This window comes from Streptomyces sp. NPDC048383, from assembly GCF_040651775.1.
In the GTDB taxonomy this organism is placed as follows: Bacteria; Actinomycetota; Actinomycetes; order Streptomycetales; family Streptomycetaceae; genus Streptomyces.
The window spans coordinates 1-19,099 of record NZ_JBEZKS010000043.1 but is presented as its reverse complement, the minus strand read 5'-3'; the positions used below and the strand labels follow the sequence as shown (position 1 = coordinate 19,099).

General features: G+C 73.3%; 19 protein-coding genes and 3 pseudogenes. 13 read left to right on the top strand and 9 right to left on the bottom strand.

The genetic code is table 11. From position 1 onward, the window contains the following. Positions 1-140 precede the first annotated feature (140 nt). Both AB0D46_RS26300 and AB0D46_RS26295 read left to right on the top strand, forming a co-directional pair. Positions 141-608 (top strand): hypothetical protein, encoded by a 468-nt coding sequence (locus tag AB0D46_RS26300; protein ID WP_362880896.1) that lies wholly within the window; start codon positions 141-143, stop codon positions 606-608. Between the two features lie 18 nt (positions 609-626). After that, positions 627-1,331: pseudogene (locus tag AB0D46_RS26295) on the top strand (DPP IV N-terminal domain-containing protein). Between the two features lie 109 nt (positions 1,332-1,440). Here the strand turns inward: AB0D46_RS26295 and AB0D46_RS26290 are convergent. Further along, entirely contained in the window at positions 1,441-2,103 is a 663-nt protein-coding gene (locus AB0D46_RS26290) for a GPP34 family phosphoprotein (protein WP_362880894.1), read from the bottom strand. A gap of 201 nt (positions 2,104-2,304) precedes the next feature. On the opposite strand from AB0D46_RS26290, the gene AB0D46_RS26285 reads away from it, so the two are divergent. The 4 genes from AB0D46_RS26285 (at position 2,305) to AB0D46_RS26270 (ending at position 4,354) form a co-directional block, all read left to right on the top strand. Continuing rightward, the gene (locus AB0D46_RS26285) at positions 2,305-3,036 is read left to right on the top strand and encodes a nucleotidyltransferase domain-containing protein (RefSeq protein WP_362880892.1); all 732 of its coding nucleotides are present in this window, start codon (positions 2,305-2,307) and stop codon (positions 3,034-3,036) included. 281 nt (positions 3,037-3,317) lie between these two features. Further along, on the top strand, positions 3,318-3,593 hold the full coding sequence (locus AB0D46_RS26280) for an isoamylase early set domain-containing protein (RefSeq protein WP_362880992.1): 276 nt from the start codon (positions 3,318-3,320) through the stop codon (positions 3,591-3,593). A 169-nt stretch (positions 3,594-3,762) separates the two neighbouring features. Continuing rightward, a complete protein-coding gene (locus tag AB0D46_RS26275; protein ID WP_362881005.1) occupies positions 3,763-4,026 on the top strand; it encodes a hypothetical protein in 264 nt (87 codons plus the stop codon). Positions 4,027-4,126: 100 nt separating this feature from the next. Beyond that, positions 4,127-4,354, top strand: a complete 228-nt coding sequence (locus AB0D46_RS26270) for a hypothetical protein (protein WP_362881004.1) — start codon at positions 4,127-4,129, stop codon at positions 4,352-4,354. 14 nt (positions 4,355-4,368) lie between these two features. On the opposite strand, the pseudogene AB0D46_RS26265 reads toward AB0D46_RS26270, so the two are convergent. The 4 genes and pseudogenes from AB0D46_RS26265 to AB0D46_RS26250 all read right to left on the bottom strand — a co-directional run. Continuing rightward, positions 4,369-4,605, bottom strand: a pseudogene (locus AB0D46_RS26265) (carboxymuconolactone decarboxylase family protein); the annotation flags it as partial. Between the two features lie 253 nt (positions 4,606-4,858). Then, positions 4,859-5,569 carry a response regulator transcription factor gene (locus tag AB0D46_RS26260; RefSeq protein ID WP_362880890.1) on the bottom strand — a complete coding sequence of 237 codons (711 nt, stop codon included), beginning with the start codon at positions 5,567-5,569 and terminating at the stop codon, positions 4,859-4,861. A 1-nt stretch (position 5,570) separates the two neighbouring features. After that, complete coding sequence (locus AB0D46_RS26255; protein ID WP_362880888.1) at positions 5,571-6,788, bottom strand: sensor histidine kinase; 1,218 nt, start codon at positions 6,786-6,788, stop codon at positions 5,571-5,573. A 5-nt stretch (positions 6,789-6,793) separates the two neighbouring features. Then, positions 6,794-9,118: an MMPL family transporter gene (locus AB0D46_RS26250; RefSeq protein ID WP_362880886.1), complete on the bottom strand. Its 2,325-nt coding sequence runs from the start codon at positions 9,116-9,118 to the stop codon at positions 6,794-6,796. A gap of 233 nt (positions 9,119-9,351) precedes the next feature. Between AB0D46_RS26250 and lpdA the strand changes: the two genes are divergently transcribed. From lpdA to AB0D46_RS26220, 6 genes are all read left to right on the top strand, one after another. Further along, positions 9,352-10,743, top strand: a complete 1,392-nt coding sequence (gene lpdA, locus AB0D46_RS26245; RefSeq protein ID WP_362880885.1) for a dihydrolipoyl dehydrogenase — start codon at positions 9,352-9,354, stop codon at positions 10,741-10,743. A gap of 649 nt (positions 10,744-11,392) precedes the next feature. Further along, positions 11,393-12,892: a hypothetical protein gene (locus AB0D46_RS26240; protein ID WP_362880883.1), complete on the top strand. Its 1,500-nt coding sequence runs from the start codon at positions 11,393-11,395 to the stop codon at positions 12,890-12,892. Further along, entirely contained in the window at positions 12,889-13,800 is a 912-nt protein-coding gene (locus AB0D46_RS26235) for a hypothetical protein (protein WP_362880882.1), read from the top strand. The genes AB0D46_RS26240 and AB0D46_RS26235 overlap by 4 nt, the downstream gene beginning before the upstream one ends. A 135-nt stretch (positions 13,801-13,935) precedes the next feature. After that, entirely contained in the window at positions 13,936-14,832 is an 897-nt protein-coding gene (locus tag AB0D46_RS26230) for a hypothetical protein (RefSeq protein WP_362880880.1), read from the top strand. 344 nt (positions 14,833-15,176) lie between these two features. Next, positions 15,177-15,602, top strand: a complete 426-nt coding sequence (locus AB0D46_RS26225; RefSeq protein ID WP_362880878.1) for a hypothetical protein — start codon at positions 15,177-15,179, stop codon at positions 15,600-15,602. 185 nt (positions 15,603-15,787) lie between these two features. Continuing rightward, complete coding sequence (locus AB0D46_RS26220; RefSeq protein ID WP_362880876.1) at positions 15,788-16,300, top strand: hypothetical protein; 513 nt, start codon at positions 15,788-15,790, stop codon at positions 16,298-16,300. Positions 16,301-16,337: 37 nt separating this feature from the next. Here AB0D46_RS26220 and AB0D46_RS26215 read toward each other — a convergent pair whose 3' ends face one another. Next, complete coding sequence (locus AB0D46_RS26215; RefSeq protein WP_362880874.1) at positions 16,338-16,874, bottom strand: GNAT family N-acetyltransferase; 537 nt, start codon at positions 16,872-16,874, stop codon at positions 16,338-16,340. 107 nt (positions 16,875-16,981) lie between these two features. Here AB0D46_RS26215 and AB0D46_RS26210 point away from each other — a divergent pair, with 107 nt between their 5' ends. Further along, the gene (locus tag AB0D46_RS26210) at positions 16,982-17,539 is read left to right on the top strand and encodes a GNAT family N-acetyltransferase (protein ID WP_362880872.1); all 558 of its coding nucleotides are present in this window, start codon (positions 16,982-16,984) and stop codon (positions 17,537-17,539) included. Positions 17,540-17,624: 85 nt separating this feature from the next. On the opposite strand, the gene AB0D46_RS26205 is transcribed toward AB0D46_RS26210, so the two are convergent. From AB0D46_RS26205 to AB0D46_RS26195, 3 genes and pseudogenes are all read right to left on the bottom strand, one after another. Further along, positions 17,625-18,218, bottom strand: coding sequence for an NAD(P)H-dependent oxidoreductase (locus tag AB0D46_RS26205; protein WP_362880871.1), 594 nt, complete (start codon positions 18,216-18,218; stop codon positions 17,625-17,627). A gap of 203 nt (positions 18,219-18,421) precedes the next feature. Further along, on the bottom strand, positions 18,422-18,625 hold the full coding sequence (locus AB0D46_RS26200; RefSeq protein WP_362880869.1) for a cold-shock protein: 204 nt from the start codon (positions 18,623-18,625) through the stop codon (positions 18,422-18,424). A gap of 286 nt (positions 18,626-18,911) precedes the next feature. Next, positions 18,912-19,099: pseudogene (locus AB0D46_RS26195) on the bottom strand (2-oxoacid:ferredoxin oxidoreductase subunit beta); the annotation flags it as partial.

The following is a 19,099-nucleotide window of genomic DNA, read 5'->3' as shown; positions in this document are numbered from 1 at the left end:
GACGAGGATGAGCACCACCCAGGATTACCAGGCCGCCGAGCAACTCCTGCGCCGGCCCGCCCGCCCGCCCCGGCGAACTCGTCGTCGGTGACAAGGTCCGGCGGCAGTGGATCGACGGCGGCACCCGCTTCCGGTACGCGGTGAGCAACGGCCTCGGCAGCCGGTTCACGCTGGTGGACCCCGCGGCGGGTACCCGTGAGCCGGCGTTCGACCACGCCCTGCTCGCCACCGCGCCGGCCGCCGCGTCCGGTGAGGACGTCGACCCGGAGGCCCTGCCGTTCACCGGCGTCGAAGTGACCGGGGACGCCGTGGAGTTCGTCGCGTTCGGCGCGTACTGGCGCTACCGGCCGGACGACCGGGTCTGCGAGCGGGCCGAGTTCCCGCCGGCGGGCAACCCGTTGGAGGTGCCGTCACCCGACGGGGAGCTCGCGGTGTCCCTGCGGGGGCACGACCTGTGGGCGCGCTCCCTGTCCGACGGCCGGAAGTGGGAACTGACCACCGACGGCGAGCCCGACCACGGGTACGGCCGCGGACCGCGGTCCACCGGCGACAGCACCCTGTTGCGCAAGACGGGTCTGCCGCACCTGCCGCCCGCGGTCCTCTGGTAACCCGACTCGACCAAGGTCCTGGCCCACCGCTCCGACGAGCGCGACGTCCGCCGCACCCACCTCGTGGAGGCCGCGCCCAGCGACGGCTCCGCGCCGCTCCTGCACACCCAGCGGTACGCCTACGCCGGGGACGAGAACCTGCCGCGGGCCGAGCTCGTCGTCCTGGACGTCGCCACGGGCACGGTGGTCCGCGCACGGGCCGAGCCGCCGCTCATGCCGAACGTGTCGCCGATCCTGACCCAGTGGGCGTGGTGGGCTCCGGACGGCTCGGCGGTCCACTTCCTCGACCGCCCCCGCGACCTGCGCACGCTCACCCTCCACCGGCTGGACCCGGTCACCGGCGAGGTCTCCGCGGTGCTCGGCGAGAGCGGGGACACCCGGGTGGACCCCAACCAGTGGCTGTACGAGCCGCCGATCGTACGGGCGTTGGCCGACGAGGTGCTCTGGTACTCGTAGCGGGACGGCTGGGGCCACCTGTACCGGTACGACGTGCGCACCGGCGCGCTGCTCGGGCGGGTCACCGCCGGGGCGTGGGGGGTGCGGGAGATCCTGCGCGTCGACGAGGTGGAGCGGGTGGTGTACTTCACCGCCGCCGCGCTCGTCGAGGAGGACCCGTACCGGCGCACGGTGTGCCGGGTCGGTCTGGACGGTTCCGGGTTCGCGCGGGTCACCGACGACGCCCACCTGGTCCGCACCCTGATGGGTACGCAGCCCCCCGCGTAACGCCCGTCCCGCATCCCGATCGGCCCCGAACTCCTCGCCGAACTGTTCGCCTGAGCGGATGGGCCGGGACGGGGCGGGGGCGGGGCGCCGGCGGCGTCGGTGGTCGGTGTTACGCGGCCGCCGCGCCGCGGAAGTCCTGGGCGGCGCGGCACACCGCCTCCGACACCGGGGCGGCGTTCTCGGCCAGGGTCATCAGGCGGTCCGTCAGGACGCGGCGCCGGTCGGACGACAGGGCCGAGGACAGTTGGCCTCCCGCGTGCGCGAGGCCGGCCAGCAGCGCGGCGCGGCCACCGGGTCCGGCGTCACCGTCGGGGTCGGCCGTACCGGTGGCGGGCCGGGCGGCGTCCGCGGCGGCCACCGCCGCCCGCACCTCCGCCCGTACCTCGCCGGCCGCGCTGAGGCCGTGCGGGGTGAGGTCGGCGCGGTTCAGGGCGAAGACGCCGAAGACGCGGCTGATGCTCTGTTCCAGCAGGCCGTCCTGCTCCATGCTCCTCAGCACGTAGTGGATCGATTCTCGACCGTCCTTCCGGACCCAGTAGAGCCATTTCCTACCGGGCTCGTCGACTATCCCCTGCCACACCTGCCGGAGCGCGGCATCCTGCGGAGCGTCACCCACCGCTTTTGCCGTACCCGCCTCGTCCGTCAGGGCGCCGCGGTCGAGCAGTTCGGCCAGCATCGCGCCGCGCACGGCCGGTGCCAGGTACTGCCGGACCGGAAGTTCCCCGCGCTTCGCGTCGAAGGCGAGCAGGATCATGTCGCCTGCCAGGCTCATCTCAGGTGTTCCTCTCGTACGGGCACCGCGCCGGCAACGACCGCCGGGTTCCAGGCAGTCTGCCCTGCTCGGGCGGGGTCCACCGCACTTCCGCCCCGGCTTCGAACCGCTCACCCGACCCGGTCGGGCCGCGGACACCTCGGCCGGGACGCCGGGGGAACCCGCTCGCCCTCGCGCGTCGGTCCTGGCAGGCTGACCGGCATGAACGCGCCCCACGTGGCACAGGCCCGCCGTCTCGTCCGTGACCGCTTTCCCGACGCGCTCTCGGTGGTCCTCGCCGGGTCGACGGCCTCCGGACGGGCCACCGCTAGCAGCGACCTGGACATCCCGGTGCTGGTCGGGGACGACGGGGTGACCCACCGGGAGACCGTCCGGTTCGAGGGGCGGGTCGTGGAGCTCTTCGTCCACACCCGGGCCGGTCTCGCCGAACTCTTCGCCGCGGACGTCGCCAACCGGCGGGCGGCCATGCAGTACATGTACGCCGGTGGCCTCGTCCTGGTCGACGTGGACGGTGCGGCCGGCCGGGCCCGCGCCCTGGCCGCGGCGGATCTGCGCGGCGGGCCGCCGGCGTTGGGTGCGCGGGCCGTCGGGTCGAGGCGGTACGGGTTGACGGACGCGCTCGACGACCTCGCCGACGCGGGCGATCCCGTCGAGACCCTGGCCGTGGCCGGGTACGTCCTCACCGCGGCGGCCGACCTCCTCTGCGATCACCGTCGGGCGTGGATCGGCGGTGGGAAGTGGCTGCCGCGACGTCTGCTGGAGGCGGACCCGGCCCTGGGAGCGGCCCTGTTGGAAGGACACCTGCGGCTGTGCCGGGCGGCTGACCCGACGGCCCTGATCGATGCGGCGTCAGCGGTCCTCGACCTCGTCGGAGGTCCGCTGCGCGAGGGCTACCGCAGGACGTGGCAGGGCACGGAGCCGTCGGCTCCGTAGCCGGCCGTCGGTTCCTTCGCCGGTCGGCGGTTCCTTCGCCGGTCGGCGGCTCCGTGAGCAACCGTCGACCGGCCGCGATGTCGCCCTCGCCCACGACCGGGTGGACCTCTACCTCGCCTGCGCCATGAGCGAGGGCTGAACCGGCCGGAACCCCTGGCGGGTGCACGGGGTGTGGTGGGCGGGTGACGCTGGGACCCCGGGCGGTGGCGTCGGCGGGCGCCGGGCGGGTCCGCCCCGCAGGATGGGCGGGTATCCCCGCCTCCCCCCGTCTGGAGCCCGTCGTGCTGGAACGCACCCTGCGCAAGGACCGCACCAAGATCACCTTCGTTCTCCCCGCGGACACCCCGCCCGGCCCGGTCAGCGTGGTGGGCGACTTCAACGACTGGCAGCCCGGCGTCCACACCCTGCAGCCCCGCAAGGACGGCAACCGCGCCGTCTCCGTCGAGCTGCCCAGCAAGAGCAGCCACTCGTTCCGCTACCTGGCCGCCGGGGACTACTGGTTCAACGACGAGGCCGCGGGCGACCAGGACGGCCCCAACAGCCGCCTCCACACCTGAGACCCGCTCCGGACCGCGGGGCGGAAGGCCTCCGGTCCCGGGTAGGCCGGTCCGCCGCCGCCCCCACCTCCGGTGGCGGTGGCGGCGGACCGCTGCCGGCGGGCCGGCGCGCGGCTGGTGGGCCTTGAACATGTAGCTCTTGACCGCCTCGGGGTCGAGGTTCCAGAACGTGACCATGGGGTTGGAGTCGACGTTCACGAACCCCCTGGGCAACGTGACGGAAATCGGCCCGCCCACCTCGTCGTTCGCGGTGCGGTCGTGGAAGAACACCTTCACCGAGGCCCGGGCCTCGGTCGGTGACCCGCCTTCCCGGAAGAGGCGCACGGCCGAGTACGCCTTCTCCCCCGGCCGGATCGTGGCGGCCGCCCGCGCCGGGGACTCCATCGGGGGCGGCTGGACCTCGGCGTCCGCGGCGAAGCGGACGATCGGGTAGTAGTACAGAGCTCCCCGACCCCCCGGGCTTCGCGGGCGCGCTCGGCTTGGCCGGGGCGGTGGACTTGGCCGGGGCGGTGGGCTTGACGGACCCGCTCGGCTTGGCGGACCCACTCGGCTTCGCGGACGTACCGGACTCGGCGGAACCGCCGGAGCCCGCGGAAGGACCCGGCGTGCCGGACGCGGAAGCGGAACCGGACGGTGCCCCGGACGGGGTACCGGACGCGCCCGCGCTGCGGGAGGCGGTACCCCCGGCGCGGTTCCCCCCGTCCGCCTCGCAGGCCATGGTCGACAGGAGCGCGACGACCGTCGCGGTCCCGAACACGTAGTACTTCAACCCTCCGGTGAAGTGTGGGGCGTCCTGCCAGGAGGACACGGCCGGGATGCGCACTTCGGACTCCTCGGCCTTGCGGAGGAAGCCGGTGTTCAGGACGGTCAGGTAGGTGTTCCCGACGATCTGGCCGGCCCGCAGGTGGACCAGGCTCATCGTGGCGCGCGGGACCGACCGGTTGCCCGTGGCCCGGAACAGGGCAGCGCTGATGTCGTTCAGCTCCGGTACGAACTCGGCCGGGTTCGCCATCCGCGAGAGGGGGCGCGGGGGGGGGCGTCGGTGTTCGTCATGGCGGTCTCCGAGGGTTGGTGCCGCTGCTCGCTGCGTCGGCTGCACCGCACTGACGGACGGGACGCCGGGAGTGTGACGACTCCGGAGAAGAATTACTCACGTACCCCACCACCGGCCGCCGTCCCCCGCCCCGGGACACCCGTACGGCCCGGCGAGTGAGCAGCGTCGCGGGGCAGTGGCCGGGGTGGGTCGGCGGGTCGGTGGGTTGGGGTCAGGGGCGGGGGAGGAGGCCTCGTTCCAGGGCCACGACCACCGCGTGGGTGCGGTCGCTGACGTCGAGTTTGGCGAAGACGCGGAGCAGGTGGGTCTTCACCGTGGCCTCGGCGATGACCAGGCGGCGTCCGATCTCCACGTTGGAGAGGCCGTCGGCGACCGCGTTCAGTACGTCGACCTCGCGTGCGGTCAGCGGTACGACGGCCGGCCTGCGCATCCGGGCGACCAGGCGGGCCGCGACGCGGGGGGCCAGGACGGTTTCGCCGCGGGCCGCGGAGTGGATGGCGTCGACGAGTTGCTCGCGGGTGGTGTCCTTCAGCAGGTAGCCGATGGCTCCGGCCTCGACGGCGCGCTCGATCTCCTCGTCGGTTTCGTAGGTGGTGAGGATCAGCACCCGGGTGCGGGCCGGGCCGGCGACGATCTGGGCCGTGGCGCTCGCCCCGTCGAGCACGGGCATCCGCAGGTCCACCAGGGCCACGTCGGGCTCCAGCCGCTCGACGAGTTCGACGCCGGCGCGACCGTCACCGGCCTCGCCGACGATCTCGACGGTGGGCTCCTGCGCCAGCAGGGCCACGACGCCCGCCCGCATCACCGTGTGGTCGTCGACGACGATCACGCGCAGGGGCTGCGGGCCGTCTCCGCCCCGCGCCGCGTGTGCGGACCGGTCGGGCCGGTCGGGCTGGTCGCGCTCATCACGCTGTACGGGCATGTCAGTCCTCGGTGATCGGGTCGGAGCTCGGCTCTGGGTTCGGCTCCGGGCTCGTGGGGATGAGGGCGAGGACGCGGGTGCCGTCGCCGAGCGAGCTCGTGAGCGTCAGGTCGCCGCCCAGCTCGGCGAGGCGCTTGCGCATCCCGTTGAGGCCGAAGCCGCGGGAGTCCGCCACGACGAAGCCGCGCCCGTCGTCGGTGATCTCCAGTTCCACCCCGTACGGGCGTTGCGCGAGGACCACGTCGACGGTGGAGGCGGCCGCGTGCTTGCGGACGTTGGCGAGGGACTCCTGGGTGCAGCGGAGCAGGGCGATCCGGGTGGGTTGGTCGCAGTCCACCTCCTCCAGTTCCGCGGTGACGGGGAGCCCGGTGTCCTCGGTGAAGCGGTCCAGGGTGCGGCGCAGGGTCGCGGCGACGGATCCGGGGGCGAGGCCGCTCTGCGGGGCGGAGCCGACGAGGATCCGGGCCTCGGCGAAGTTCTCGCGCGCCGTCTGCTCGATCGAGAGCAGTTGCTGCGCGCTGCGGTCCGGATCGGCCGCCAGGCCGGAGCGGGCCGCCTCGGCCAGCACGATGATGGAGGCGAAGCCCTGCGCGAGGGTGTCGTGGATCTCCCGGGCGAGCCGTTCGCGTTCCTCGGCCGCGCCCTGGAGCCGGTGGGCCTCGGCGAGGCTCAGTTGGGTGCTGGTCAACTGGGCCCGCAGCCGCTCCCGTTCGTCGCGCTGTTCCAGCGCCCGGGGGGTCAGGACGGCAAGCAGGACGCTCACGGCGTACACCGCGACGGAGGAGAGGGTGTTGGTGCTGAGGTTCTCCGCGTTCCAGCCCGCGCGCAGGGTGCCGCCGACGGTGATGGCGACCGCGCCGAGGCCGCTGAGGACGATCGCGGCGCGCAGACCGTCGACGAAGATCACGAACTGCGGCAGCGCGAGGGTGTAGAGCACTCCGTAGCCGTCGCGCAGGTAGGAGAGGCCGGCCAGTGCGACGAGGAGCACGCCGAGGTGGACGTACCCTCCCCGGACGGGGTTGCCGGGCAGTCGCCGGACGGTCCCGTAGCTTGCGCCGAGGGCGGCCAGCAGCGCGAGCGACCCGTACTTCGTGGTGCTCGGGAGGTCCGTGAAGACCGTGGTCAGGATCAGGATTCCGATGACCGCCCAGGACAGGACGTCCCACCAGTGGAGCATCCATATCCAGAACGGGTCGCCGCGCCGGGGCCGTTGAAGCATGATCGTCAGCCTACGTTCTCCACCGCGCGGCCCGCCGGGCCGGCGGCCGGGTCCACGGCCGGGCCGGCCGCCGGAGCCGTCCGGGGGCGGCGCAGCGGGTTCCATGCCCGCTCGCCCAGGAGGAGCAGCACCGCGGGCAGGACCATGAGGCGGACGACGACGGCGTCCAGCAGGACGGCGAGGGCCAGGCAGAAGCCCATCTGCTTCATCTCGGTGAGGTGGAGGGCGACGAAGGCGCCGAACACCGTCACCATCACCACGGCGGCGCTGGTGACCACCTTCGCGGAGCGTTCGATGCCGTCGAGCACGGCCCGGCGGGCGCTCATGCCCCCGTCCATGGCCTCCTTGATGCGGCTGACGACGAACACCTGGTAGTCCATGGACAGTCCGAACAGGATGACGAAGAGGAACAGCGGGACCCGGGAGGCGATCGCGCCGAGGGAGTCGAAGCCGAGGAGTTCTTCCGCCCAGGTGCCCTGGAAGACCGCGACGAGGGCGCCGAGCGCCGCGCCGGCGGACAGCAGGTTGAGGACGACGCCGAGCAGGGCGATGACCACCGAGCGGAAGGCCCACAGGGTCATCAGGAACGTCACCAGCAGCAGGAAACCGAGCACCAGCGGCAGCTTCGCGTTCTCGTGGTCGACGTAGTCGCGACCGCGCGCCACGTCGCCGGAGACGGCGCTCTCGACGCCGGTCAGCTGCCCGAGCGCGGCTGGCAGGTGGACCTGCCGGAGGCGGGTCAGGGACTCCCCCGCCCGCTGCGAGGTGGCGGTGTACGGGACCGCCACCTCCAGTACGCTGATCCGCCCGTCGGCGGAGGTGAGGACCCGCGGCTCGGCGTGCGCGGCGAACAGGGGGTCGCCCTGGGTCCGCCGGCCGAGGTCCGTCAGGGCCCGGTGGACGTCGGCCGTGCGGTCGGGGCCGGTGGCCCGGACGGTGACGCGGTGCTGGGACGACAGCTCGGGGAACGCCGCGTTGAGCCGGTCGTAGACCTGGACGGCGGGGATGTCGCGGGAGAAGGTGTCGCGGCCCGGGTCTACCAGCTTGAGGCCGAAGGCGGGTGCGGTGAGGCCCAGCAGGAGCAGGACGGACAGGCACAGGGTGAGTACGGGGCGGATACGGGCGGGCTTCAGCAGGGCGCCGGTCAACCGTCCGGGGCGGTCCTCGGCGTGAGCGCCGTCCGCACCGTGCGCACCGTCCGCGCCACCGTCGCGGCGGCGGGCGGCGCGGGCCGGCTTGCCGCTGCGGGCGCGGCGCTCCGCGCGGGCTTCGACGCGGCGGGTGCGGCGTTCGGCGGTGCGGGCCGCGCGGCGCTCCGACCGCTGTCCGATCTTCACCAGCAGGGCGGGCAGCACGGTCAGGGAGCTGACCACGGCGACCGCCACGACCAGGATGGTGCCCGTCGCGAGGGAGGAGAAGATGACGTCGGTGGCGAGGTACAGGGTGGCGGTGGAGACGATCACGGCGAGGCCGGAGACGACGATGGCGCGGCCCGCGGTCGCGGCGGCCAGTTCCACGAGGGCCTCGGAGCTGAGGGTGCCCCGGGCGCGGGCCCGTTCCTCGCGTTCGCGCTTGAGGTAGAAGAGCGTGTAGTCGACGCCGACCGCGAGACCGACGAGCAGGATCATGTTGGTGCCGACGCCCGCGTCCGGGAGGAGGTGGGAGGCCGCCATGGACAGGCCGAGGGCCGCCGCGATCGAGGACAGGGCGAGCAGCAGTGGCACGGCGGCCATCACCACGGACCCGAAGACGAGCAGCAGGGTGATGAGGGTGACCGGGAGGGTGATGCGCTCGGAGAGCGCGAGGTCCTCGTCGCGCTGGTCGTTGACGCCCTTGCTGATGGCCGGTGACCCGGTCTCCTCCACGATCAGGCCGGGGTGGGCGGCGCCCACCGCCGCGCTCTGTTCGAGCAGCGGGACGACGTTCTTCCTGCCCTCCAACTCGGGGCCGTGCATGACCACCTGGACCATCAGGACGCGTCCGTCGCGCGAGCGGACCGGCTCGGCCACCGTGTCGACCTCGGGCAGGGCGCGCATCCGCGCGGTGAGGTCCCGGGCGGCGGCGCCGGCCCGGTCGGTGTCGAGTGGGAGGCCCTTGTCGCGGGAGCGGATCAGGATCTGCTCGGTGGGCCGGCGCTCCAGGCCTCCCTCGGCGGCCATCGCCTCGGCGCGGCCCGCCTCGCCGACGCGGAAGTCGGCGGAGGTGGCCTGGTGGGTGCCGACGGTGATGCCGACGCCGAGGCAGAGGACGACGAAGACGAACCATCCGGCGATGGCGGCCCACGCGTGCCGGGCGCTCCAACGGGCCGTGCGTACGGGAAATGAGGTCATGTCAGGAGCATGCGGCGCGGGGTGGGGCGGCCATGACGTCCTGCGGACTGAACTTGCCGTCCACCGGTCGGTGGACAACGCTCCCCCCGGCCGGGGTCCCGACCTGCCCCGTCGCGGCCCGTTCTCCGCGTCGGAGTTGATGGATCGCGGTGCCAAAGTCCGTACCCTGCCGACGAGATGACAGGATGATGACAGACAGATGGTGATACCACGCATTCGAAAGGTCATCGGCAATGGAGCATTCCGCGAACCGCGTGTACGACCTGGTCATCCTCGGCGGCGGTAGCGGCGGCTACTCCTGCGCCCTGCGTGCGACCCAGCTCGGACTGGACGTCGTCCTGATCGAGAAGGGCAAGTGGGGCGGCACCTGCCTGCACAACGGCTGCATCCCGACGAAGGCCCTGCTGCACGCGGGCGAGGTCGCCGACGAGCTGCGGCGCAGCGAGTCGTACGGGGTGAAGTCCACCTTCGAGGGCGTGGACATGGCGGCCGTGCACGCCTACAAGGACGGCGTGATCGCCGGCCTGTACAAGGGCCTCCAGGGCACGTTGAAGGCCCGCAAGACCCTCACCCTGGTGGAGGGCGAGGGCCGCCTGGTGTCCCCGACCGAGGTCGAGGCGGGCGGGGTGCGCTACCGGGGCCGGCACGTGGTCCTCGCCACCGGCGCCCAGCCCCGCTCGCTGCCGGGCCTGACCATCGACGGTGACCGGGTCATCTCCTCCGACCACGCCCTCTTCCTCGACCGGATCCCCGAGTCGGCGATCGTCCTGGGCGGCGGCGTCATCGGCGTCGAGTTCGCCTCGGCCTGGAAGTCCTTCGGCGTGGACGTCACCGTCGTCGAGGGCCTGCCCCACCTGGTGCCCGCCGAGGACGTCGACATCTCCAAGTCCCTGGAACGCGCCTTCCGCAAGCGGAAGATCAAATTCGAGCTCGGATCGCGTTTCTCCGGCGTCGAGTACACCGATTCCGGCGTCCGCGTCTCCCTGGAGAACGGCAAGCAGATCGAGGCCGAGCTGCTCCTCGTCGCCGTCGGCCGCGGTCCCGTCTCCGCCGGCCTCGGCTACGAGGAGGCCGGCGTCACCGTCGAGCGCGGCCACGTCGTCGTCGACGAACTGCTGCGCACCAACCTGCCGACCGTCTCGGCCGTGGGCGACCTGGTGCCGACCCTCCAGCTGGCCCACGTCGGTTTCGCCGAGGGCATCCTGGTCGCCGAGCGGGTGGCGGGCCTGCCCGTCACCCCGATCGACTACGACGGCGTCGCGCGGGTCACGTACTGCGAGCCGGAGATCGCCTCCGTCGGGCTGACCGAGGCCAGGGCGAAGGAGCTCCACGGTGAGGACAAGGTCGTCATCAGCAGGTTCAACGCGGGCAGCACCGGCAAGAGCAAGATCCTGAAGTCGGCCGGTGACGTGAAGCTCGTCCAGCTCGTGGACGGACCCGTCATCGGCCTGCACCTGATCGGCTCCCGGGTCAGCGAGCAGGTGGGCGAAGCCCAGCTGATCTTCAACTGGCAGGCCCTGCCCTCCGACGTGGCCTCCCTCGTCCACGCCCACCCGACACAGACCGAAGCCCTCGGCGAAGCCCACCTGGCCCTGGCGGGCAAGCCGCTGCACGTCCACGGCTGACCCCTGCCCGTTCGTCGGCGCGGCGGGCGGCCCCGCGCCCGCCGGGGGCCGGGGACCGGGGACCGGGGCCGGCGTCAAGGATCGACGTGCTCCGGGTCCCGGGACGTGCCCCGGGCGAAGGCCGCTTCGGACGCCGCCGGGCCGCCACCAGGCAGGCCGACCACACCCGGTCGACGTCGTACCGTTCCGCTTCGGGCAGCGGGGCACCGGCCGAGAGGCGGGCCGCGTGCGCGACGCCGAGCAGCTCCGCCGCCCGTTCCGCGGCGCCGCCGGCCGCCGCCGCGCCGGCCAGCCCCTCCCAACCAGGGCCTGCGCCCGTACGTCCCCCAGCTCGAGCGCCACCTCCAACCCCTCGGCGTGCAGCGCGTGCGCCCGGGAGGGCTCGCCCCGCAGCTCGGCCGTGAAGCCGAGTTCGGCGACGGAACTCCCATTCGGGGCTCAGGACGGCGTCGAGCACCGTCGGCGCCGGCGCGGGGTCGGCATCCGTGCGAGCACACCGTGACCCGTCGTCGGGCCGTCCCGGCGGACGCCCCCCGACACCGAGGCACGGGAAGGGCGGTCGCCGCCCCCGGTGGTGGAGGTCGCCGCACCGGCCGCTGCTCGCAAGGGCGTTGGGATTCCGCTCAGGGGCGGCGAGGTTCCCGCTTTCATGTCAGAAGTACCCGGATTCCGTACCGCCGGGGGTGGTCCACTGGTGGCCGTCCCCCTCCGTACGGCACGGGAGAGCTTCATGCGGTCCTGGCAGTCCCTCACCTCCGCCCTCGCGGCGCTCCACGATCCGAGGCTGCGCCGGCCCTCGGTCTACGAGATCTCACGGCGCAACACGACCGCGATGGGCCGCGCCACCTCCGCGCTCCGGTTCCTGGCCGCCCTGGTCTTCGCGGCGGCCCTGGGGCGGGTCGTCCTCGGGACCGGCGGCTCGCCCTGGTGGTGGGTCGTCACCGTGCCCGCGTTCGCCGGTTCGGCGCTGGCGATCGTGCACACCCACCAGGACCTCATCGAGGCCATGATGCGCTCCCGGCTGGCGCCGCTGCGCGTGATCGGACGCGAACTCGACCTGCACGGCTGGCAGAAGGTCAACGTGCCCGCGATCCTGGAGACGTTCGGGCCGCTCGTCCTGGCCTGGACCGTGGGGGCGCCGTCGGGGCCGTTCACCGGGCATCCCGGGGCCCAGCTCATCGCGGCCGCCGCCACCCTGCTCTACAGCGGCCTCGGGACGCTGCACTGGATCGTCGAATCGGTCTTCTACCAGTTCGAGCCGACGAAGGCCTGGTCGGTGGCGTTCGCCCGGCTGGCCCGCGCGGTCGTCCCCGCCCTGCTCGCCGCCGTCTACGGCCTGTTGCTCGCCCGCAACGCCGACGCGACCGGCGCCAACGCCGGCCTCCCCTGGCTCGCGGCCGTGTTCCTGCTGCTCTACCCGGCCACCGTGGTCTACGAAAGGATCCTGACCAGCGCGCTGAACGAGATGCGGCCCGCGATCGTGGCCCAACGGCTCCAGGACGCCACCATCGTGCACTCCAGCATCAGCAACCCCCTGCACTACGTGCTGCTGGCCGCCCGCGAGCGGCCCGCCGCCGACGCCGAACCGCTGATGATCTACCTGCGGGGCGAGCTCCGGCGGTGCCTGGACGAACTCGACCACCAGCACCCGCCCGCCACGATCGGCGAGATCGTCGACGCGGTCCGCGCCGGCCTGCTGCCCGACGACCGTCCCCGACTCACCTTCGACTCCCCCGTCTCCCCCGGTCCTTCCGGTCCTTCCGGTCCTTCCGGTCCTTCCGGTCCTTCCGGTCCTTCCGGCTCCTCGCGCCGGCTGGGCCCCATGGACGCCTCGCTGGCCCGCAGCATCCTCGCCGACCTGTGCTGCAACGCCCTGAAGGAGGTCCGCGGCGGCCACCGCCCGCAGGCCGTGGTGACGGCGGCGTACGAGGAGGACGTGCTCACCCTGGTCGTCAGCGACGACGGCCCCGGCTTCGCCGGCGGTGCGGATGCCGCCGGGGGCGCCGGGGGCGCGCCGGGCACCTCCCTGGTGCGGCTGCGCCAGCTCCTCGGCCAGCTGCGGGGCAGTCTCACGTTCCGACCCGGCGAGGTCACCGGCACCGTGGTCACCGCGAGTTGGTCGCTCACCCCGCAGGACGGCACGTCATGAACCGTCGCCTGAACGTCCTCGTCCTGGACGACAACCCGACCACCGCGCTCGGTGCGCTCAACTACCACCTGGCGGCCACGGCCGGATCCCCGGACCGCTTCGCGATGCGGCACCTCTCCGACCCCGCGCGGCTGGACAACTACCTCGACGCCTACGGCGACGAGATCGACGTCGTCGTCATCGACGTGGAGTTCGAGCTGACCAGTACCCGGACCTGCCTGACCGCCTTCGACACCGTCCTGCGCCGGGGCGGGCCCGTCGCGATCGGCCTGTCCACCTCGCAGTACGGACGCACCCTCTTCCCGTTCGCCGTCTGCCAACTGCTGCCGCCACCGACCGGACGGACCATCGTCGGCTGGACGTACAAGGACGACCGGCCCGGGCGCGGTTTCCCCGAGCTGGTCCGGATCCTGGACACGATCGCCGCCGGCTCCCCGCCGGCCAGGCCCCGGACCCTGGAGCCGTGCACGCCGGACGCGGCACCGGCGACGGGGGCCTTCATGCAGGAGATCCTGGCGGGCCGGACCGACGTACGCCTGTGGTCGATGCTGTCGCGGACCACCTACGAGGCGGCCGACCTGGCTGCGGGAACATCCGCGTCGGTCTCCACGGTCCGCAAGCGCTTCAAGAAGTACGTGGCCGCGATCACGGCGTTCGAGAAGGCCATGCGGGGCAACGTCGTCCACCCGCTGGGTGCGCAGGCCGTACTGGGGCGCCCGGGGGCGGAGGAAGGGCGGCCCGGCAAGTCCGATCCGACGCAGCGGATCGTCGAGACCTTCGCGCACGCGCACCGCACGTTCTTCCAGGCCCCCGAGCTGGAGGAGATCGTCGTGGCGCGGGACAACCGGCTCAGCAGGCTGCGCGGCCGACGCCGCAAGCCCGAACCCTGGTGGACGCCGCAGCCCTGACGCACGCCGTCCGGGCCATCTCCACCCCCCTTCGCTCCCCTGCCCAACTCGGGCAGGGGCCGACCGACCCGACACCCGCACCCGACACCCGCACCTGACACCCGCACCCGACACCCGCACCTGAAGGAGACAGTCATGCGACTGAGGCTCGTATCGGCAACCCTCGTCGGCGCCCTGTGCGTCGGCGGTCTGTCCGCGCCGGCCTTCGCCGGTGAACCGGCCGCGCCGGACCGGACGGTGACCACGCAGGAGGTGGCCGCCGCGCTCGGCGAGGTACCCGGCCTGCTCGCCGCATCCGATGGGGTGGCGGTCTCCGCCGACCGCGACTCCGCGGCGTCCGCCACCGCCGGCGGCGCCACCGTGGACGTCCCCAAGGCGGCCTCCGGCGAGGTCACCCTGGCGCCGGACACGGGCACCGGGTTCGCGGTGTCCCTGCCGGCCGGCGCGTCCGACGGACCGGGCACGCTCGTCGCGCCCGGCACCGTCGCCTACCCGTCGGGCGACGGCAGCGCCAACGCGGTCCAGGCCCTGGAGGGCGGCGGGGCGCGCATGTTGACCGTCATCTCGGTGCCCACGGCGGCCACCGAGTACCGGTACGACGTGACCGTCCCCGGCGGCGGCTCCATCGCCCTCACCGAGGACGGCGGGGCCGTCGTGCGCGACGGGTCGGGCGCGACCGTCTCGCAGGTCGCGGCGCCCTGGGCGGCCGACGCGAACGGCGCTCCCGTCCCGACCCGCTTCACCACCGACGGGGCGTCCCTGACCCAGGTCGTCGACCACCGGGGCGGCGGCCACGCCTACCCGATCGTCGCCGACCCGGTGTGGTTGGTCGGCGCGGCGCTCGCCGCGTACGTCGTGCTGCGCTGGGCCCTCGGCGCCTGCGGACTCGGCTACCTGTCCGGAGCCGCCCAGGAGGCGTTCTTCCACGGCTGGGTCTGGCAGAACGTACGCCGTGCCGGACGCGAGGGCTGCGTGTGGGGCCTGCTCACCGGTGGCGCCGGCGGCCTGGCCCGAGTCCTGATCAGGCGCTGACACCATTCCCGCTCCATCCGCCTGCCGACGCCCGCCCGCTGTCACAACAGCGGGCGGGCGTGGGGCTGTCCGGTGCGGGCCGGGGCTCGCGCACCGGTGCGGCTCCGCTCCTCGCGGGGCGTTGTCAGTGGTGCCCAGCGTCTCGAACATGCTGCGGACCGCACATATTTTCGCCTATGCACGCCCCCGCTCCGTGCGCCGCATATCCCTCCTGAGGTTCGTCTCGATCACCCGCGGGAGCGAGTCGATTTCCTCCCTCACGAAGGGGATGTCGTCAGTCCAACTCCTGTTTGGTCGGGCATGGTTGGCTGCGCAGTAGAATTCGAACAAAGGAAGCCGGCCGCATGGCGGACAACAGCGTTCCCGTCCCTCCGAAGGGCCGCATCGGAGTCACCTACACCGAGATAGCCGCGCACTACGGCATGAGCGCCCGCTACATCTCCGAGAACCCCCGATGGGGCCGGCACGAGCGCTGGCCGGAGAGCATCGGCAAGCGCGGGCGGAACAAGGAGTTCGACCCGGCCGCCGTCGCCGCCTTCTTCAACGAGCACCACATCCGCGAGACCGCGCCGCTCGACCCCGACCGCCTGTACACCGTCGTCGAGATCGCCGAAGCGGCGAACCTGCAGCCGGACACCGTCCGCTCCGACATCAGTCGCGGCCGGTGGCCCGCTCCCGACCAGTGGTCGCAGGGCGAGACGAAGTTGTGGCGGGGCGACACCGTCCGCGCCCACCTGTCCGCCCGCCGCACCTACCGCAGGGCCGGGTAGCGCGGACCTCCCGCGCCCCCTGGATCACCCGCCGACGATCGACCCGAGTGTCACCGCGAGCTACGCCGGGCACACGCGAGGTGACCGTCCCGCCGCGCCAACCCCGTCCGACCCCGTCCGCTGATGCGGGTCCGGCGCATCTGGGGGAGGCTGGGTGTGATCGGTCGCCGGGCGAGGAGGGTGTCGTGGACGTTTCGGTGGACGGCCGCGGGTCGGCCCGCGCGGGCGGGAACCGGGCAGGACGCGGAGCACGCCACGGTGTGCGGTCCGTGATGCGGACGGCCGGCGTCGCGTGCGCCGCCGCGGCCCTCGTCGCGGGAGTCGTACCGGCCGCCTCCGCGCAGACCACGCCGGCCCCGGACCCCGTCGTGGTCGTCGACTGCTTCGCGCAGGCCCAGGTGCGGCCCGAGGAGTACCTGCTGGCCTGCGGCGACGGGAACAACCGCCTCGTCGACCTGCACTGGGACACCTGGGGCTCGCGCACCGCGACGGCCACCGGCACGGACATGGTCAACGACTGCCGCCCGTACTGCGCGGCGGGCCGCTTCCGCGCGTACCCGGTGACGGTGACCCTGGCCAACCCGGAGCGCTGGCCCGACCATCCCGACCTGGACCGTTTCACGACGCTCCGGATCCTTTACACCGACAAGGCCCCGCACCCGGTGCCGAAGGACTCGACCTACCGACTGACGTACTGATCCGCCGTGGCGGCCCGGTGCCGCTCGGGAGGGACGGTCAGGGGTCGGGCCAGTGCGCGGTGACGAAGCCCATCTTGCGGTTCATCGCGATGGCGTGCGTGTGGGCCGGGTGGTGGACGGTGCGGATCTGGTGCACCCCGTACAGACCGGCGAAGCGCGTGCCGATCGTCTTCATGGCGATGGACAGGCCGCGCCCCCGGTGGCCGGCCAGTACGCCGGTCATCTCGTTGAAGAGGTGGCCGTCGTGGTGGGTCGTCGCGGCCATCCCCACCCAGGTGTCGCCGTCCAGCGCGATGACGATGCCGCGCGGGTCGTAGGCGGGGGTGTCGAAGCGGCGCCCGAGGTACGCGTCGAAGGTGGGGAACACGCCCTGTTCCGGGATGTCGGCGGCGCAGGTCCGGTGCAGTTCGTACAGCGTCCTGCGGTGCGCGGGAGTGTCCGTCAGCTCGTCGAACGTGGTGAGCCGGATGCCTTCGCGGCGGGTCCGCGCCACGTAGGCGCCGAAGCGGCGGGGGTCGAAGGTGGTCAGGTCGAGTGCGAGTTTCACCCACTGGGGGTCGGCCGGTATCGACATGCGTCCATCCAACCGCGCCGGCTCAGCGATGGGGAGGGGCGGGCGGGCGGTGGCCGTCCGGTCGGGACCGGGCGCGCGCCTCCTATCCTGCGTCGATGGATTCCGTCATGACTCTCCGGGTGGACGCGACGTCGTCCGCTCCCGCTCTCGTCCTTCGTCCCTGGACCGTGGAGGACGTCGGCGCGCTGGTCGAGGTGGTGCGCGATCCTGCGTTCGGCCACTGGACCGGCTCCCCGGTCGGGAACGGGGCCGACGGGTCGGCGTGGGTGGCGGAGCAGCGCCGGGGCTGGGCGACCGGCACCCGGTTCGGGTTCGCCGTACGGGAGGTCCCGCCGACGGCGGGGTCGGGGCGGCTCGTCGGCGGCATCGTGCTGAAGGAGGTCGCGCCGGGCAGGGCGTCCGCCGAGGTCGGCTATTGGACGGCTCCGCACGCGCGGGGCCGGGGCGTGGCGTCGCGGGCGCTGGACGCGCTCACCGGCTGGGCGTTCGACGCCTTCGGCGCCGACGGCCCGGCGGTGTTGGAGCTCCTGCACCAGGAGGACAACCTGGCGTCGTGCGGGGTCGCGCGCAGGAGCGGGTACGCCTTCGAGCGGATCCTGCCGGCGGCGCCGCCCGAGTTCCCGCTCGACGGACACCTGCACGTGCGCCGCCGCCGGGCGCTCTGACCCGGCGCGACGCCTCGTACGGCGGTCACGGTCCCGGTACCGGGACCCGGTATCGGCTGCGGTCCCGGTACCGACGACCTGGCGGCTACGGCTGCTCGTTGGGGAAGCGCGCGAGGGGCGCCTCGCCCTCGAAGAAGGTCTTGGCGCGGATCATCGCCCGCTCGTCGTCCCGTACCTGCCCGGGGCGCGAGCCGTTGCCGAGCAGGACGCCGCCGAAGCGCATCCGCAGGTACGCCGCCGTGTTGGTGAGGGTGGTGGTCAGGCCGTCGGCGACGGTCTCGTCGTGGTCCGCCATGGCCGTGACGCCCCACAGGGTGCGGCCCGCCATGCGCTGCTTGAAGTCCAGTTCCGGGACGGCCAGCCAGCCGGACCAGTAGTCGAGGTAGCGCTTGGTCTGCGCGGAGAGGGTGTACCAGTACAGGGGTGAGGCGAGGACGATGTCCGTGGCCCCCAGGGTGGCCCGCCGCAGGGTCTCCTCGTTCTCGCCCACCGTCCAGGCGTCGCTCTCGTGACGGCCGTCCTGGAAGTCCGGGAGCGGAAGCCGGGACAGGTCGATCCACTGCTGCGGGACGTGGGAGGGCAGTTGGCCGGCGGCCGTACGGGCGAGGATCTCGCTGTTGCCGTCGGGGCGGGAACTACCGAGGACGAAGAGGAACGAGCGGGCGGCGTCGCTGGTCATGTCTGCTCCGGTGAGGGCCGATCGGGTGTGGTCGACGCCTCCAACCCCGGTGCCCGACGGGGATATTCCGGTGCGCGGGCCGATCCGTCAGGTCCGCCCGGGTCTCGGGCCGCCGGGCCACCGGGTCGACACGCGCCCGGCCGCCGCGCGCCCTCTCGGGCTGCGCGTCGGGTCCGCCGCCCGGCGGACCCGACACGTGCGGCTCAGATCGGGCGGACCTGGTCGGCCTGCGGACCCTTGGGGCCCTGCGAGGTGGTGAAGTCGACCCGCTGGTTCTCATCCAACGAGCGGTAACCGGAGGAGTCGATCGCGGAGTAGTGCACGAAGACGTCGGCGGTGCCGTCGTCCGGGGCGATGAACCCGAAGCCCTTCTCCGCGTTGAACCACTTCACAGTTCCCTGAGCCATGCCGTGCCTTCCGTTCGTCGGGCCTCGCGCTGTCGTCGCGTCCGGCTCCCGCGCTCAATACTCCCCAACCGTCGGCCGGTGAAACGGCGCCTTTTCCGGCAGGCCGGGAGCGCTTGCCGGCGTGGCGGGAACACGCTGTTCGCCCGGCCGGGGCGGGCGGTCGGGGGGCCACGCGGACAGGGGGCGGGCCGGCCGGTGAGCACGGTGCGGGGGTGGGCTTCGGGTTCGGTTCGGAGGGGGTTGCGGTCCGGTTCCGACGCCCGGCCCCCGCCGCGTGCCCCCGGCGCTACCGCCCGGTGACCGTCCAGGCGTCCCGGCCGGTCAGGAGCGCGTTCAGGTCCCCCTTCCCGTACTGGTCGACGGCGGTGTCGAGTTGCTGGGCCATGAGGGTGTCGTAGACGGGGCGTTCGACGCTGCGCAGGACGCCGATGGGGGTGTGGTGGAGGGTGTCGGGGTCGGCGAGGCGGGAGAGGG

Excerpts from the sequence above, each read along its gene's own strand:
- AB0D46_RS26290 (WP_362880894.1), bottom strand. The coding sequence starts at position 2,103 with ATGAGCCTGGCAGGCGACATGATCCTGCTCGCCTTCGACGCGAAGCGC.
- AB0D46_RS26285 (WP_362880892.1), top strand. The coding sequence starts at position 2,305 with ATGAACGCGCCCCACGTGGCACAGGCCCGCCGTCTCGTCCGTGACCGC.
- AB0D46_RS26260 (WP_362880890.1), bottom strand. The coding sequence starts at position 5,569 with ATGCCCGTACAGCGTGATGAGCGCGACCAGCCCGACCGGCCCGACCGG.
- AB0D46_RS26255 (WP_362880888.1), bottom strand. The coding sequence starts at position 6,788 with ATGCTTCAACGGCCCCGGCGCGGCGACCCGTTCTGGATATGGATGCTC.
- AB0D46_RS26250 (WP_362880886.1), bottom strand. The coding sequence starts at position 9,118 with ATGACCTCATTTCCCGTACGCACGGCCCGTTGGAGCGCCCGGCACGCG.
- lpdA (WP_362880885.1), top strand. The coding sequence starts at position 9,352 with ATGGAGCATTCCGCGAACCGCGTGTACGACCTGGTCATCCTCGGCGGC.
- AB0D46_RS26240 (WP_362880883.1), top strand. The coding sequence starts at position 11,393 with ATGTCAGAAGTACCCGGATTCCGTACCGCCGGGGGTGGTCCACTGGTG.
- AB0D46_RS26235 (WP_362880882.1), top strand. The coding sequence starts at position 12,889 with ATGAACCGTCGCCTGAACGTCCTCGTCCTGGACGACAACCCGACCACC.
- AB0D46_RS26230 (WP_362880880.1), top strand. The coding sequence starts at position 13,936 with ATGCGACTGAGGCTCGTATCGGCAACCCTCGTCGGCGCCCTGTGCGTC.
- AB0D46_RS26225 (WP_362880878.1), top strand. The coding sequence starts at position 15,177 with ATGGCGGACAACAGCGTTCCCGTCCCTCCGAAGGGCCGCATCGGAGTC.
- AB0D46_RS26215 (WP_362880874.1), bottom strand. The coding sequence starts at position 16,874 with ATGTCGATACCGGCCGACCCCCAGTGGGTGAAACTCGCACTCGACCTG.
- AB0D46_RS26210 (WP_362880872.1), top strand. The coding sequence starts at position 16,982 with ATGACTCTCCGGGTGGACGCGACGTCGTCCGCTCCCGCTCTCGTCCTT.
- AB0D46_RS26205 (WP_362880871.1), bottom strand. The coding sequence starts at position 18,218 with ATGACCAGCGACGCCGCCCGCTCGTTCCTCTTCGTCCTCGGTAGTTCC.
- AB0D46_RS26200 (WP_362880869.1), bottom strand. The coding sequence starts at position 18,625 with ATGGCTCAGGGAACTGTGAAGTGGTTCAACGCGGAGAAGGGCTTCGGG.